Raw genomic sequence first — 15,144 nt, 5'->3', positions numbered from 1 at the left:
CGCAGATCGAGCCGGGCGCGCCACCTAGACTCGGACCGTGACCAGGTCCCGACATTCCAGCCGCCCGCGCTCGCCGCGTGGCCCGGGTGATTCGGAGAGTCGGGCGGAGCGTAAGAACCGGACCCGGCAGGCCCTGCTGGACGCAACGATGGAACTCGTCGCCGAACGCAGCTTCGCGAGCATCAGCCTGCGCGAGGTGGCGCGCGGCGCGGGTATCGTGCCGACCGCTTTCTATCGTCATTTCGCGTCGATGGAAGATCTCGGTGTCACCCTGGTCGAGGACTCGATGCGGGTGTTACGTCGCACCCTGCGGGAAGGGCGCCGCGATCTCGCTGCGCGACAGGCGCTGCCGACCGCGCAGAACTCCCTGGCGATCCTGTTGCGCCACGTGCACGACAACGAAGCGCAGTTCCGTTTCCTGATTCGTGAACAGCACGGCGGCATCGCAGAGATCAGGCGGGCGATCGACACCGAATTGCGGTTGTTCTCCAAAGAGCTCGCGATCGACCTGTCGCGGCTACCCGATCTGGCGCGATGGCTCCCCGAGGATCTGGAGATCGCGGCCGAACTCATCGTGATCATCATGCTGACCGCCGTGGCCGACCTCCTGGACCACGACTACCGTGGCCGCGGCGCCGAAAACGAGGTCGTGGAACGCACCGAACGGCAGTTGGTGATGGTTTTCCTCGGGATGGGTCGCTGGCGCACCCGGACTGAGTGATTCGGACGAATTCTCGGTCGTTGTCCGAAATGTCTCGGCGGTCACTCATATGCTCATCTGCATGTCGGATATCGGCGGTATCGGCAGTCGGATAGGGCCCTATCGGCTCGAGGAATTGCTGGGCCGCGGCGGTATGGGTGAGGTTTTCCGTGCGTATGACACGGCGAAGAATCGTGTTGTCGCGCTGAAATTGCTCAGGCCGAATCTGGCCGATGACCCCGTATATCAGGAGCGTTTCCGTCGTGAATCGCATGCGGCGGCGAGGTTGGGTGAACCACATGTCATCCCGATTCACGATTGGGGCGAGATCGATGGACTGCTCTACATCGACATGCGGTTCGTCGAGGGTCCGAATCTACGTGGCGCACTGCGGCAGAGCGGTGCGCTCGAGCCTGCGCGTGCGGTGACGATCGTCGAGCAGGTGGCCTCCGCTCTGGATGCGGCACATCGCGAGGGCCTCGTTCACCGTGATGTGAAACCGGAGAACATTCTGCTGACAGATGGCGACTTCGCTTATCTCGTCGATTTCGGTATCGCGCACAGTGGCGCCGACCTGCGTTTGACCCAAACCGGCACAACAATCGGTTCCGTCGCATACATGGCACCGGAATTGTTCGATTCCGATGCGGTGTCGCCGGCGTCCGACATCTATGCGCTGACGTGTGTCCTCTTCGAATGCCTGACCGGCCAGGTTCCCCATCCGGCGAACACGATCAGTGCCGCGATCAAAGCAGCGATCATCGATCCCGCTCCGTTGCTCAGTGCGACGCGGCACGACGTCCCGACCGCGTTCGATGAGGTGATCAAACGCGGATTGCACAGGGACCCGGCAATCCGATATCACTCGGCGAGGGCCCTCGCCGTCGACGCTCGACGCGCATTGCAGGGCGAAGTGCCCGGGGCTCGAGAAGAGAACCGCAATGTCGAGGGCGTCACGCCGACGGCGATGCTCACCGCTCCGCCCTTTGCGGACTCCGCGGTGTCGGCGTCGGCGCCCACGGCGCCGCCCGGAGGGCCGCAGCCCTGGTACGGGGCGGGGCCGCCACCCCCGCCCGGGCCTGCGCCTGCGGCGTATCCGCCGCCCGCGTACCCGGTCATGCCCCAGCCCCGGCACAACCGGAGTATCGCGCTGCCGGTGCTCGTCGGCGTGATCGCTGCGGCGTTGATCGGTTTGCTGGCCCTCGGCGGCTATTGGTTGCTCGCACGGCAATCAGACGACAGCGCCGCGTCGACACCCACGACCCCGACCGTCACCCAGGTGGTGACGCCGCCTCAGGCGGGGGCCGGACCGACAGAGACCACGACGGTGACCGCGCCGCCGCAGGGCTCGTCGGAGTGTGGCGTCGGTGTCGCGGCGGGAACATCGATCACCAGCTGCCCGTTCGCCGTCTCGGTCCGCGACGAATACCTGCGCACCGGGCCGATGGGTGCGTCGCGCGTCATCGTCGCCTACAGCCCCGTCACCGGAACCACCTACCAGATGGCATGCGTCCCCGAAGGCGGCCTGGTCGCCTGTCGCGGCGGTAACGATGCCGTCGTCTACATCTACTGAGGGGCTCGCCGGGACATGAGGTACAGGCTGGTCTCGGTCAGCACCATGTGTGTCGCGCTGATGGTGCTGCCCGGTTGCGACGTCACGGATGGCACACCGGCGATCTCGCCGGTGACGATCACGGTCACGTCGACACCTCCGTCGATGTCGCTGCCGGCCTCGCCGTTGGTGTCGCACTCGTCGACCGCTGCGGCCCGGGTGCCGTACGCATCTCTCGGAGCGGCCATGGGTCGCCTGACCGCGTCCATCGGCATGCCTGTCGGTATCGCGGTGGCACCCGTCGCGGGCACCGCCGTAGCGGCGCTCACCGTCGGCGACAGTGACGCCCGGGTCGCGTGGTCCACCATCAAGGTCCCGCTGGCCGTGGCCGCGGAACGGGCCACCGGGTCGTCGTCCGCGGAGTCCGCGGCGCTCGTCAATTCGGACAATGCCTCCGCCGAGCAGTTGTGGGCGTCGCTGGGCTCGGCCGATCAGGCGTCGGCGGCGGTGACCGCGGTCCTGCGCGAGGGCGGCGATGAGAACACCGATGTGCCGACGCAACAATTGAGGCCGGGTTTCACCGTGTTCGGCCAAACCGTGTGGTCGTTGCCGGATGCCGCGACGTTCACCGCGCATCTGCCCTGCCTTCCCGGTACCCGACACGTCGTCGATCTGATGGGCGAGGTTGCCGCCAACCAGCAGTGGGGCGTCGAGACGATGACGCGACCGGTGGCAACGGCGGTCAAGGGCGGCTGGGGGCCGGGCGTTGCCGGTGGCTATCTCGTCCGGCAGATCGGACTCATCACCTATCGCGACGGCAGCGGCACGGCACTGGTCATGAGCGCGGTCGGCAGCTCGATGACCGACGGGATCGCCGCTCTGAACAGGGTCGCGGACTGGCTGGACACGAGAATCGGTCGTCTGCCGAGGGGGCGGTGCCGGGCCGGGTCGTGACGCCCGGGTCGTGCTGCGCGTCCGGCATGCCAAGAGACGATATGTCGGGTTTGTCGCTTTCTATGGCTACAAGTTGGCATCGCGGCTGGTCGTTGATCTGCGGACGCCCTAGGGTCAATGTTACAGAAGTGACCAGGGAGATCTAAGTGACACGTGTGAAATGGATCGTGCGGCTCACCGCGCTGTCGATCGCGGCCTCGGTGCTGCTCGGTACGGCCACCGCGACCGCAGCCTCGCCGTCGTGGTGGCCTCCGCAGCTTCCGCCCCTGCCGCCGGAGATCGCGAAGTTGTTCGAGCCGCCGGTGCCGACCGAGAAGAAGCTGACCAAGAGCTTCGCATCGTTGCAGAAGTCGATGCGTAGGTCACTGCCCGGGAAGGTGGGTCTGGCGATCGTGCCGATCGGCTCGGATCGCCCGATCACCATGGGCAATCTCCCGACCGGTCGTGCCTGGTCCACCCTCAAGGTCCCGGTCTCACTCGCCGCGCAACGCAAGAACGGTGCCGCCGTCGCCGTGAAGGAGGACAAGGCCATCAAGTTCTCCGACAACGAAGCCGCGGGCGAGCTCTGGGGATCGCTCGGGGGTGGCCAGAGTTCTGTCGATGCCGTGACCGACGTGCTGCGTGAAGGCCACGACGTCAAGACCCAGGTGACGTCGGAAGCCGACGATCCGCCGTCGTATCCGGGGTATACGCCGTGGGCGTTGGCCGACCAGGCCCGCTTTGGCGCACACCTGCCGTGTATGCCCGACAGCGAGAACCTGATTCGACTGATGAGCGATGTTGCGGCGAACCAGCAGTGGGGGGCTGTGAAAACGGGGCAGCGTGACGGGGCGGTGGCAGCCGTGAAGGGTGGTTGGGGACCGGCCACTTCTGCGTCGGGTGCCTATCTCGTCCGCCAGCTCGGCATCGTCACGACCAGACGGGGTCAGGTGGCCGTGTCGATGGCGGCGCTGCCGCGCAGCGGTTCGTTCACCTCCGGTACCAAGATGCTCAACAAGGTGGGAGATTGGCTGGGCCGCAACCTCTCTGATCTTCCGATGGGACGGTGCTGAGTACCGCGACACCTCCGCAGCGGCGTCGGAGCGCTGACCACGCGGCAGTGTCGAGAGGTCAGTCGTCTCCCCTCGAGTGGCGCCCCACCCGAGGCTCGCTCGACGGTGCGGGCGACGGCGACGACACAGCCGTGCGTGCCCCGCTCGGCGTCGCGAGCGCAGCCGCGATCACGGTGGTCAACGGCACCGACAGTGCAATTGCGATGCCACCGACGAAGGACCGCGCGAGTTCGACGGCCACGGCGTCGGTGGTGATCAGGTTGCCGAACGGCTGCTGTGCCACCGAGAAGAGCAGCAGGAGCGGTAGCGCGCTGCCGGCATAGGCGAACACGAGCGTGTACACGGTACTGGCGATGTGGTCGCGGCCGACGCGCATCGCGGCGCGAAATGTCGCCAGCCGGGTGGGTTCCCCGGCGGCCGCCAGTTCGAAGGCTGCCGACGCCTGTGTGATGTCACATCGTTCAGCACGCCGAGGGTGCCGATGATGAAGCCGGCGAGCAGGAGGCCGCTGATCGAGATACTGCCCTGGTAAACCTGCAGATTGGTGGTCTGATCACCCGACAGGCCGGTGAGGTGCATGGTGTCGATCGCCAACCAGCTCAACAACCCGGCCAGCAGCAACGACATCAACGTGCCCAACAAAGCCGAACTGGTGCGCAGACTCACGCCATGGGCCAGATAGAGGACGACGAAGAGGATGGCGGCCGACGACACCACGGCAACGGCGACCGGCGACTCGCCGTCCAGGATGGCCGGCAGCGTGAACACGCCCAGCACGAGGAACGCGAACGCCAGGCCGATGATCGACCGGAAGCCGCGCCACGCGGCGACGAGAACGACGGCTGCGATGAACAGCAACGCCCAGATCATGGTCGGGACCGTTCGCTGGAAGTCGAAGAACGTGTACCGCGGGTTCCCGTCCGGTCCCGGCACGACACCGAGCTTGATCCGGTCGCCGACATGCAATGTCGGCTGGCCGGCCTGTGGCTGGTCGAGTGACTCCTGCGGTGGGGGCGAGCCACCGGGTTCGGTGCCAGACTGCGCACGGTTGGTCGGCACCTCCAACAACGTGTGCCTGCCCTTGTCCTGCCCACTGCCCAACCGCACGGTGCTCTGGATGCACGGACCGTCCTCGGCCACCCCTTCGATCTGGAACCCGGCGCCGTCCTGCACGGTTCCGGCCAAGGGATTCAGACAATCTGCACGCACCTGCTCGACCACCTGTCCGTCGACGGTGCGGATCGAACCGCCGTCGGCGGACCGGAACTGCATCGGAATCGCGTGCTCGCCACCCGAAGGCCACAACACCACGGCGCCGACGGCGACCCCGACGCCGATGACGGTGAGGCTCACGATCACGATCCATCGCGCGAAGGGCGACAGGACCGCGGGGATCTCGGACAGGTTGTGGGAATGTCCGCCGTGGGAATGTCCGCGCTGCCGTTTGTCATTCGGTTGGCTCACGCCGTGAGCCTATGTGGTCGATGCACCGACGATTCCGATGTGTGACGACAATGACTGCTCTACCCTCGAGTTCGAGGGTGAGGTCGGGGACCGACACAGAATTGGATCGGACATTGTGATCACCTACATCACGGTGTGTGGCACCGCCGAACATCCCGGACGCCCCGGCAACATGCTCAACCAGGTGGCCGGACTGCTCGGTGATCGTGTGATCCACGACGACCTCGACTATCCGGCGTCCATTGCCTGCTTCAACCCCTACGGTGACATCTCCGGTGTTTCGGAGGCGGAGTCGCGTCGCCAGGGTGTCGTCAACCTGGCCGCCGCGATTCGCCGCACGCCGCACCTGGCGGTGCTGTCCGGTTACAGCCTGGGCGCACTGGTGGTCTCGGACTTCCTGGTTGCCAAGGCCAACGGTGCATTCGGCGACTGTGAGGTGCTCGCGGTGGTCAACATCGCGAACCCGAGCCGACGCGCGGGCTACTCCTACGGTCTCCCGTCCTTCGGGTTCGGCCTCGACGGCCAACACCGACCATGGCCGACCGGGATCGCCGTCTACGAGATCGCCAACCCGGTCGACGGGATCACCTCGGCGCCGGCCAACTCGCCGTGGCGGGTGTTCGCGGACAAGATCCGCGAGTTCTCGGTGACCCAACAGGGTGCCGTGGCCTGGTTCAACGACATGCTCGCCCAACTCGACGGGCAACAGGCCACGCAGGTACAGGCCCACTGGTTCGAGCCCGCGTTCTGGCAGGCGTATGCCGAGGCGCCGGCCTGGCTGCATGGCTACCTGTTCGACGGCCAGCATACAACGGCTTACGGAAAAGCCCAGTGGTACAACAGCTCCGGCCGGGTCAACGCGATTGCGTTGGCCGCGTCGGCGGTCGCTCGGTACATGTAGGAGTCCAAACCCGCTGTCCGCGCGGGCAGATCGGAGTACAAGTGGAGATATGCGATCCATCGACGTATTGATCGACGGCTTCGGTCGGGTGTCGGAGAATGTGCACGCGGTCCTCGACGGCGTCACGGCCGATCAACTCACCTATCGGCCCAGCCCGAAGGCCAACAGCATCGCCTGGCTGATCTGGCACCTCACCCGGGTGCAGGATTCGCACGTTGCCGACGTCGCCGGCACCGAGGAGGTCTGGACGTCGTCCGGGTACTACGGGCGCTTCGACCTGCCGTTTCCGTCATCCACCTCCGGATACGGCCAGTCGGCAGAGGAAGTGGCCCTCGTGGTCGTCACCGACCCGGCCCTGCTCGCCGACTATTACGACGCCGCTCACGCGGTCACGCTCGAGTACCTCGGTGGCTTGTCCGACGGCGATCTGGACCGGGTGATCGACGAGAACTGGGATCCGCCGGTGACGCTCGGGGTCCGCTTGGTGAGCGTCCTCGACGACGACGCCCAGCACGTGGGCCAGGCCGCCTATGTTCGCGGCCTGTTGAGCTGACACACACCCGAACTCAGATCCACCCTCGTTCGCGTGCGACCATCGCGGCCTCGGCGCGGGTGCTGGTCCCGGTCTTGCCGATGGCCGACGAGAGGTGATTGCGCACGGTGCCCTGGGACAGGTGGACCCGGGCGGCGATGGTGGCGACGGTCGCGCCGGTCAGTGCGACCCGCAGCACCTCGGTCTCGCGGGGCGTCAACGGGTTCTCGCCGCTGGTCAGGCTCTCGGTTGCCAGCATCGGGTCGATCACCCGCAGGCCCTGCCGGACACGACGGACCGCGTCGGCCAGCTGTGAGGCCGGCGTGTCCTTGACCACGAACCCGGATGCCCCCGCATCGATCGCGCGACGCAGATAGCCGGGGCGCCCGAAGGTCGTGACGATCAGGCTTCGCACGTCGGCGAGTTCGGCGCGCAGCGCGGCGGCGACCTCGATTCCGTCCATTCCCGGCATCTCGATGTCCAACAGACAGACGTCGGCGTTGCTCTCACGTGCCGCCCCGACGACCTCGTCGCCACGTCCGACCTGTGCGACGACCTCGAGATCCGTTTCCAGTTCCAACAGTGCTGCGAGCGCTCCGCGGACCAGTGCCTGGTCATCGGCGAGGAGCAGCCGGATGGTCTCGGTCACCTCATCACCGCCCGGACCGTGGTGCCGCCGAGGGTGGAGTCGACGATGAAGGTGCCCCCGGCATCCTCGACCCGTTCGGCCAGCCCCCGTAGGCCGTTGCCGAACGCGGTGCGCCCGGCGCCCTGGCCGTTCATGCCCTTACCGTTGTCATGGATCTCGATGGCGTTGTCGCCCAGGGTGATTGTGCACTCGGTTGCCGCGGAATGGCGGACGACATTGGTCACCGCCTCACGCAACACCCACGCGAACAGCACGTCGACAGCGGGGTCGGCGGTGCTCGCGGTCGGCACCGACGCGCTGATCCCCGCGGCGTCGAGCGCGCTGCGGACTGCGGGCAGCGTCGTGGCCAGATCCGGCGAGCGCAGATTGCCGACGGTGGCACGCACCTCGTCGAGTGCGTGTCGCGACAAGCTGTTCAGCTCGGCCAGTTCGCGTTTCGCGCGATCCGGGTCGATGTCGATCAAGCGTTGGGCGAGTTCGGACTTGACAGTGATGACGGTCAGCGAATGGCCGAGGATGTCATGGACATCGCGTGCGACCCGCTCGCGTTCGGCCACCACCGAGAGCTGCCGGTTGAGTTCGTGCTGCCGTTCCTCGGCCGCGTCGCGTTCCATCTCGCGGGCTCGAAGGGTGCGTATACCCAGCATCGTCGCCCCGACCGCGATCATCACGACGATGGTGCCGGGATCGACCGCGTGGGCCGGTAGCCATTCACCGATGAGCAACGCTGCGACGATCAACGTGATGACGGTGACGACGGCGTAGGTGGCGGGCAGAGCGAAGACCGCGAACGCCATCAGGAACGGTGTCATACCGAACGCTTCGCCACCGATGACCGGTATGAGACCGGCCCCGATGGCCGTCAGGACGGCGAATGCTCCCAGTCGGTAACGCAGTGCCACGTGGTCTCCGCGCCCCATCATGAGATAGACGCAGGCCAGGACGTAGACAACCGCGAACGCGGCGATGAGGACGTACCCGAATGCCCTCTGCGTCGACGACAAGCTGCCCGTGGCGACCGCGACGAACGGATAGATGAGGAAGATCAGCCAGACGGCGGCGAATGCCCAGCGCAGATCACGCCAGGGTGCCCACCATCCGCGCGGGTAGGACATCGACTCGTCACCTCCCTCGCTCACCGTCGGGCCGTACTGCGACTGTAGAAGACGCCTGCCGTCGCGGCGAAGATCGTTCCCCAGACGGCGATGTTGATCAGGGACACCACCAGCGGGACCGTTTCGCCGTAGACGGTGACCCCATGGGTCAGCGGGTACCGCGCCAGGGACACGACCCCGAACATCGGGGTGAACTCGGAGACGGTCAGCATGGTGCCCTGCAGTGGCACGAACACGTTGCCGGCGAAGGCCAGCAGCGCCAGAACGCCGCCCAGCGCCTGCATGGCCCCATCCGACTTCAGTGCGCTGCCGACGGTCAACCCGACCGCGGCGAACACGGCGGCACCGATCCAGCCGAGGACAAGGCACCCGATCCACACGCCGGTGGGCGCTGACGCGCCGGACAGCAGACCGACGATCGCCAGTACGACGATGGGCAGTGCTGCCATCGTCAAGGCCACGGCGACCTTTGTCGCGACGTAGCCGCGCGGCCTCAGCGGTGTCATGCGCAGGGTGCGTGTCCAGCCACTCTGTTGCTCGAGGGACACTGCTGCCGCGTTGGTGGCGGCAGCGAGGATCGCTCCGTAGACGGCCATGCCGACCAGTACGTAGAACGCCACGTCGCCCGAGCCGATCGTGTCGCCGCGATGGCCCTGCGTCGCGCCGAACACGAGGTAGAGCAGGGCGGGTACCGCGATCGTGAAGATCATCGCGCGACGGTTGCGCAGTACCCGACGGACGTCGAGCGCGTAATAGGTGGGGGAGAGAACCGTGGTCATCGTGGATTCCGTTTCGTGGTCGTGGTCGAGATCGATGGTCGAGCGCGGGTGTCAGGCGGCGTCGTGGGCGGTGAGCGCGAGGAAGGCGTCCTCGAGGTTGTGGGTACTGATCTCCACCTCCCGGGCTGCGGTGTGGGTCAGCAGGAATCGCGCGAGTGCGTCGGAGTCGTCGGTGCCGAGAAAGACCCGTCCACCGCGCTTCTCGAGCTCGACGGTGGTCGGTGCGGATCGTAGGGCCCGGCACAGATCGTCGTCGCCCAGGACCGCCGACACCACGCGACCGCCGGCCCGCGTCCGGATGTCTCCGATGGTCCCGTCGGCGACGACCCGACCACCCGAGATCATCACGATGCGGTCGGCGAACGCGTCCGCCTCCTCGAGGTAGTGGGTGGCGAACAAAACGGTCCGGCCGCCCATGGCATCGGCCCGCATCGTCGCCCAGAACGCGCGGCGTGACTCGACGTCCATCCCGGCCGTGGGTTCGTCGAGGACGATGAGGTCCGGGTCGGGGAGCAGCGCCAGGGCGAACTTGAGACGCTGCTGCTCACCGCCGGAGCATCGGGAGACGATGCGCCCGGCGAGGTGACTCAGTTCGGCGCGGGCCATCACGGAGTCGACATCCGCGTCGCGGCCGTGCAGCGCAGCGACGATCCGAACCGTTTCCTCGACCGTGAAGTCGGGTTGGAGGCCGCCGGTCTGCATCACCGCAGCGATGCGGCCCGAACGAGCGGCTCGCTGTGGGGCCATCCCGAACACCTCGATGGTGCCGCTGTCCGGCGTCGACATCCCCAGGATCATGTCGAGGGTCGTGGTCTTGCCGGCGCCGTTGGGTCCGAGGAAGGCGACCACCTCTCCCGGGGCGAGCGTGAGGTCGAGCCGGTTCACCGCGGCCACGGCCCTGTGGCCGGGACCCCGAAACGTCTTGGTGAGATCATGTGCGCGAACAGCGATCGATGTCATGTGTCCACGATGCGCGGACATCGACCGGCGAACCCGGAGGAGATGTCATCGATCCGCCATGACGGATGTCATGGTGGTGTCGTCACCGTGAGACGATCGGGAGATGAGCGATCGTGACACCGAATCATCGGTGGCAGCCGGGTCACCGGTGGACTCCGAGTCGGCCACATCGAATGACTCGATGCTGACCGTCGTCATCGCGTTCGCCATGAACGTCCTCGTCGCAGTGGCCAAGACGATTGCCGCCGCCATCACCGGATCGGCGTCGATGGTGGCCGAATCCGCGCATTCCTGGGCGGACGCGGGCAACGAGGTGTTTCTTCTCATCGCCGAACGTCGCGGCTCGCGCGGCCGTGATCGTCGCCATCCGTTCGGCTACGGTCGCGAAACCTACATCTGGTCGATGTTCGCGGCATTCGGATTGTTCTCCGTCGGGGCCGCCGTGTCGGTGATGCACGGTATCACCGCGCTGACCGAGCCGGAGCCGGACGCCAACTATCTCGTCGGCTACGTGGTTCTCGCGGTATCTGCTGTGCTGGAGTCTATTTCGTTCATCCAATCCATCCGGCAGGCCAACGCGGGCGGCCGGCGCCTGTCCATGCATCCGCTCCGGTTCGTCGATCGAACCTCCAACACCACGCTGCGTGCGGTGTTCGCCGAGGATGCGGCGGCGCTGACCGGCCTCGCCATCGCGGCACTGGGCATGGCGCTGCACGAGATCACGGGTTCGGCGGTCTGGGATGCGATGGGGTCGATCCTCGTGGGCATTCTGCTCGGGTTCATCGCGATCTTCCTGATCAAGCGGAACGGAGAGTTCCTGCTCGGCCAGTCGGCGATGCCGCGGACCCGGCAGGCCATTTTGCGGCGCATCCTCGATCACCCGGACATCGAACGGATCACCTACCTGCACGTCGAGTACGTCGGTCCGACGCAGTACTACCTCGTGGCGGCTGTCGACATCGTCGGTGATCTCGCCGAGCACGATCTGGCGGTCCGCCTTCGACGTCTGGAGAGTCAGCTGGAGCAACACGATTCGATCGTCGAGGCGGTACTCACGTTGTCCACCGCGGACGAACCGTCGCTGCGGCTGTGAGACCGGGGTGGCGTAGGTTGGCGGGAGTGGATCTACGAATCTTCACCGAACCCCAGCAAGGCGCGACCTACGACGATCTGCTCCGCGTCGCGAAGGCCACCGAGGACCTCGGCTTCGACGCGTTTTTCCGGTCTGATCACTACCTCGCCATGAATGCCGACGGCCGCCCCGGACCGACCGACTCGTGGGTGGCCCTCGCGGGACTCGCCCGCGAGACGTCGCGGATCCGGCTCGGCACCCTGGTGACGTCGGCGACGTTCCGTTTCCCGGGTCCGCTGGCGATCTCGGTGGCGCAGGTCGACCAGATGAGTGGGGGGCGTGTAGAGCTCGGTCTCGGCGCGGGGTGGTTCGATGCCGAACATGAGGCGTACGGCATCCCGTTCCCGCCGCTCGGAGAACGGTTCGACCGCCTCGAGGAAACGCTGGAGATCGTCACCGGACTCTGGGGAACGCCGGAAGGCCGGCAGTTCGATCACCAGGGGGGCCACTACCGGATCGTCAACTCGCCGGCATTGCCGAAGCCGACCCAATCGCCACGGCCACCGATCATCATCGGCGGGGGCGGCAAGAAGCGCACTCCGGCGTTGGCGGCACGGTTCGCCGACGAGTTCAACTCCGCATTCGTTCCCGTCGACGTTGCCGCCGATCAGATCGGCCGCGTCCGGGCGGCCTGCGCGAAGACCGGACGGCGACCTGAGACGATGACGTTCTCGGCGGCACTCGTGTTGTGCTGCGGACGAACCGAGAGTGAACTCGCCCGCCGCGCAGAGTCGATCGGTCGTGACGTCGACGAGCTGCGCGAGAACGGCGCGGCCGGCACACCCGACGAGGTCGTCGCGAAGATCGAGCAGTACCGCGAGATCGGCGTGAGCCGCGTCTACCTGCAGACGTTGGATCTGGCCGACCTCGACCACCTCGACGTGGTCGCGAAAGAGGTTGCCCCGCAGCTGTCGTGAACTTCTCGCCGAGGGGACCGAGAGTCACGGGGGAGCGAGCGTGCGAGCGTCACCAGTGCGGTCCCTGAGGAGCGAGCGTGCGAGCGTCACCAGTGCGGTCCCTGAGGAGCGAGCCTGCGAGCGTCACCAGTGCGGTCCCTGAGGAGCGAGCGTGCGAGCGTCACCAGTGCGGTCCCTGAGGAGCGAGCGTGCGAGCGTCACGAAGGGCCCTTCGTGACGGTCCTTCGCTAGCGCTTCGGACCTCCTCAGGGGGCGGGTGGGGTCATCCGCGCAGGCTTCTCAGCTCAGGGGGCGGGTGGGGTCATCCGCGCAGGCTTCTCAGCTCAGGGGGCGGGTGGGGTCATCCGCGCAGGCTTCTCAGCTCAGGGGCTGGTGGGGCCGTCCGCGCATGCCCTCAGCGATTGATTGGCTTCGCGTATCGGCGACCACACTTCCGATCAGGAACCCGGCGCCGCGATGCCCGCCTCGAGCATGTGCTCGGACAGCCGCGTCATGATGTCGTACAGCGCGGCGCCGTCGGATTCGGACAGCACATCGATGAACAGCGCCCGGACGCAGCGCGCGTGATCCCTCGCGGCGGAGCGGAACACGTCGACGCCGACCGCGGTGAGCACGGCGTAGCTGCCGCGGCGGTCCTCGTCGGCACGTTCGCGGCACAGCCAGCCACGGCGCACCAATGTGTCGATCTGATAGGACAGCCGTGACGTCGAGAACACCAGCCGCTCCGACAGATCGCGCATGCGGAGCCGTCGCCCGGGGGCGTTGTACAGGAGCAGGAGTACCTGGTAGTCGGCCAGCGACATGCCGGCGCTCGCCTTCAGATCCTCATCGAGGATGTTCTGAAGGCGAGCGCTGGTCTCGATGAACACCTGCCAGGCATCACGTCGCGCATCCGCGCGCATCGAACTCCGTTGTGCTCGTTCGGTACTCACCGCGAGGTGTGCGGCATCAGCGCGTCCGGCGGGATCACGCCGAGGCGACCCGCCTGGAAATCCTCCATGGCCTCGATGAGTTGCTGACGGGTGTTCATCACGAACGGTCCGTACTGGACGACCGGTTCGCGGATCGGCCGACCACCCAGGACGAGCAATTCCAGCGCCGGGCGATTCGAGTCCTGTCCCGGATCGGCGGTCACCGTGATCCGGTCGCCGGAACCGAATACCACGAGTTGTCCCTGCTGGACCGGTCGCGCCTCGGCGCCCACCGTGCCACGTCCCGACAGGACGTAGACGAGTGCGTTGAAGTCCTGCCGCCACGGGATCGACATCCGTGCGCCGGGTGCGACGGTGGCGTGGGCGAAGGTGATCGGCGTGTGGGTCGACCCGGGGCCGGTGTGCCCGTCGATGTCGCCGGCGACGATACGGATCAGTGCACCGCCGTCCTCGGTGGTGATCAGCCCAGCCTGTCCGCCCTCCAGGTTCTGGTACTTGGGTGCCAGGAACTTGTCGGCGGCGGGCAGGTTGACCCAGAGTTGGATGCCGTGGAACAGACCACCGGACTCCACGAGTTCCGCGGGCGGGGTCTCGATGTGCAGGATGCCGGCGCCCGCCGTCATCCACTGGGTGGCGCCGTTCTCGATCAGACCGCCACCACCGGTCGAGTCCTGATGCTGGAAGCGGCCGTCGATCATGTAGGTCACGGTCTCGAATCCGCGGTGCGGGTGCCACGACGTGCCCCTCGGCTCGCCGGGCTGGTAGTCGACCTCACCCATCTGGTCCATGTGCACAAAGGGGTCGAGGTCGGCGCTGGACACGCCGGCGAACGCCCGGACGACGGGAAACCCTTCACCCTCGTATCCGCGGGGGCCGGTGGTCACGGACTTCACCGGCCGTTCGGTCGCCTCGGGTGACGCGCTGCGCACCCGGGGCAGGGTCAAGGTGTCGGCGGTGACTGCGGGCATGGCGGGCTCCTCTCAGTAGCTCAATTTTGAGCTATGTCTGCCTCAACAGGGTCCGCAGCGCGGGTATTCCCGCGTCATCGTCGGTCCGTTCGCGCTCGCCCCACGCCTCGACCATGAATAATCCAGACCATGGCCGACAAAGGGATCGGAAACCGTGGAACCGACGAGGCTCGGCCCGGGGAACGACAACGCTTCAAGAAACTCGCGCAGGCGGCGCTCAACGCCGACATGACCGTTGACCAGGTCGAGGGCATCCTGTCCGATCTCGGCGATGTCCTCGTCGACATGAACAAGACAATCGGCGGTCTCGACGGTGCCATCGACAACATGGATGCGACGTTGACGCGGCTGTCGGGCACCTTGGACAAGGTCGACTCGACAGTTGTCGTCATGGCAGACGTCGTCGACCGGATGGAGCGGGTGGTCAGTCGGGTGGAAGCCCTCGTCGGGATCGGCGAGGTCGCGATGCGGCCACTCGGGGCGATCGAATCCGCCGGGCGCAGCGTCGCCTCCCGCCTCGGACTCATCAGCTGACGA

Annotated in this window: 16 protein-coding genes and 1 pseudogene; 9 read left to right on the top strand and 8 right to left on the bottom strand. The window is 66.8% G+C overall.

Annotated features, from left to right (window positions below; translation table 11 throughout):
- Positions 1 to 37 precede the first annotated feature (37 nt).
- Both AC4AMJ_RS15850 and AC4AMJ_RS15845 read left to right on the top strand, forming a co-directional pair.
- Entirely contained in the window at positions 38 to 721 is a 684-nt protein-coding gene (locus tag AC4AMJ_RS15850) for a TetR family transcriptional regulator (RefSeq protein WP_489900184.1), read from the top strand.
- Positions 722 to 782: 61 nt separating this feature from the next.
- Positions 783 to 2,273, top strand: coding sequence for a serine/threonine-protein kinase (locus AC4AMJ_RS15845; RefSeq protein ID WP_489913213.1), 1,491 nt, complete (start codon positions 783 to 785; stop codon positions 2,271 to 2,273).
- Here the strand turns inward: AC4AMJ_RS15845 and AC4AMJ_RS15840 are convergent.
- Positions 2,267 to 2,500, bottom strand: a complete 234-nt coding sequence (locus AC4AMJ_RS15840) for a hypothetical protein (protein ID WP_489913211.1) — start codon at positions 2,498 to 2,500, stop codon at positions 2,267 to 2,269. The genes AC4AMJ_RS15845 and AC4AMJ_RS15840 overlap by 7 nt on opposite strands.
- Between AC4AMJ_RS15840 and AC4AMJ_RS15835 the strand changes: the two genes are divergently transcribed.
- Both AC4AMJ_RS15835 and AC4AMJ_RS15830 read left to right on the top strand, forming a co-directional pair.
- On the top strand, positions 2,499 to 3,206 hold the full coding sequence (locus AC4AMJ_RS15835; protein WP_489900187.1) for a hypothetical protein: 708 nt from the start codon (positions 2,499 to 2,501) through the stop codon (positions 3,204 to 3,206). The two genes, AC4AMJ_RS15840 and AC4AMJ_RS15835, sit on opposite strands and share 2 nt — an antisense overlap.
- 146 nt (positions 3,207 to 3,352) lie before the next feature.
- Positions 3,353 to 4,258, top strand: a complete 906-nt coding sequence (locus tag AC4AMJ_RS15830) for a serine hydrolase (protein ID WP_489913209.1) — start codon at positions 3,353 to 3,355, stop codon at positions 4,256 to 4,258.
- Between the two features lie 58 nt (positions 4,259 to 4,316).
- Here the strand turns inward: AC4AMJ_RS15830 and AC4AMJ_RS15825 are convergent.
- Positions 4,317 to 5,722: pseudogene (locus tag AC4AMJ_RS15825) on the bottom strand (YibE/F family protein).
- Positions 5,723 to 5,837: 115 nt separating this feature from the next.
- On the opposite strand from AC4AMJ_RS15825, the gene AC4AMJ_RS15820 reads away from it, so the two are divergent.
- Together AC4AMJ_RS15820 and AC4AMJ_RS15815 are read left to right on the top strand one after the other, a co-directional pair.
- Entirely contained in the window at positions 5,838 to 6,623 is a 786-nt protein-coding gene (locus AC4AMJ_RS15820) for an alpha/beta hydrolase family protein (RefSeq protein ID WP_489913207.1), read from the top strand.
- Positions 6,624 to 6,672: 49 nt separating this feature from the next.
- On the top strand, positions 6,673 to 7,176 hold the full coding sequence (locus tag AC4AMJ_RS15815) for a mycothiol transferase (RefSeq protein ID WP_489913205.1): 504 nt from the start codon (positions 6,673 to 6,675) through the stop codon (positions 7,174 to 7,176).
- A gap of 13 nt (positions 7,177 to 7,189) precedes the next feature.
- Here the strand turns inward: AC4AMJ_RS15815 and AC4AMJ_RS15810 are convergent, their stop codons facing one another.
- From AC4AMJ_RS15810 to AC4AMJ_RS15795, 4 genes are read right to left on the bottom strand one after another with little or no spacing between them, the layout of a single operon-like run.
- Positions 7,190 to 7,804, bottom strand: coding sequence for a response regulator (locus AC4AMJ_RS15810; protein ID WP_489900192.1), 615 nt, complete (start codon positions 7,802 to 7,804; stop codon positions 7,190 to 7,192).
- Positions 7,801 to 8,919, bottom strand: coding sequence for a sensor histidine kinase (locus tag AC4AMJ_RS15805; protein WP_489913204.1), 1,119 nt, complete (start codon positions 8,917 to 8,919; stop codon positions 7,801 to 7,803). Before AC4AMJ_RS15805 ends, AC4AMJ_RS15810 begins: the two co-directional genes overlap by 4 nt.
- A gap of 20 nt (positions 8,920 to 8,939) precedes the next feature.
- Complete coding sequence (locus tag AC4AMJ_RS15800) at positions 8,940 to 9,698, bottom strand: ABC transporter permease (protein ID WP_489913202.1); 759 nt, start codon at positions 9,696 to 9,698, stop codon at positions 8,940 to 8,942.
- Between the two features lie 51 nt (positions 9,699 to 9,749).
- Complete coding sequence (locus AC4AMJ_RS15795) at positions 9,750 to 10,658, bottom strand: ABC transporter ATP-binding protein (protein WP_489900195.1); 909 nt, start codon at positions 10,656 to 10,658, stop codon at positions 9,750 to 9,752.
- 181 nt (positions 10,659 to 10,839) lie between these two features.
- On the opposite strand from AC4AMJ_RS15795, the gene AC4AMJ_RS15790 reads away from it, so the two are divergent.
- Both AC4AMJ_RS15790 and AC4AMJ_RS15785 read left to right on the top strand, forming a co-directional pair.
- Entirely contained in the window at positions 10,840 to 11,751 is a 912-nt protein-coding gene (locus AC4AMJ_RS15790; protein WP_489900801.1) for a cation diffusion facilitator family transporter, read from the top strand.
- A gap of 26 nt (positions 11,752 to 11,777) precedes the next feature.
- Entirely contained in the window at positions 11,778 to 12,707 is a 930-nt protein-coding gene (locus AC4AMJ_RS15785) for an LLM class F420-dependent oxidoreductase (protein WP_489913200.1), read from the top strand.
- Positions 12,708 to 13,144: 437 nt separating this feature from the next.
- Here the strand turns inward: AC4AMJ_RS15785 and AC4AMJ_RS15780 are convergent, their stop codons facing one another.
- Positions 13,145 to 13,609 (bottom strand): MarR family winged helix-turn-helix transcriptional regulator, encoded by a 465-nt coding sequence (locus AC4AMJ_RS15780; protein ID WP_489913198.1) that lies wholly within the window; start codon positions 13,607 to 13,609, stop codon positions 13,145 to 13,147.
- A 26-nt stretch (positions 13,610 to 13,635) separates the two neighbouring features.
- Positions 13,636 to 14,607: a pirin family protein gene (locus AC4AMJ_RS15775; protein ID WP_489900198.1), complete on the bottom strand. Its 972-nt coding sequence runs from the start codon at positions 14,605 to 14,607 to the stop codon at positions 13,636 to 13,638.
- Positions 14,608 to 14,736: 129 nt separating this feature from the next.
- On the opposite strand from AC4AMJ_RS15775, the gene AC4AMJ_RS15770 reads away from it, so the two are divergent.
- Positions 14,737 to 15,141, top strand: a complete 405-nt coding sequence (locus AC4AMJ_RS15770; protein WP_489900199.1) for a hypothetical protein — start codon at positions 14,737 to 14,739, stop codon at positions 15,139 to 15,141.
- Positions 15,142 to 15,144: the final 3 nt, after the last annotated feature.

It is taken from the genome of Gordonia sp. LMA484 (genome assembly GCF_058129505.1).
The sequence above is the reverse complement of the archived record's forward strand: the minus strand, read 5'-3'. Positions and strand labels throughout refer to the sequence as shown.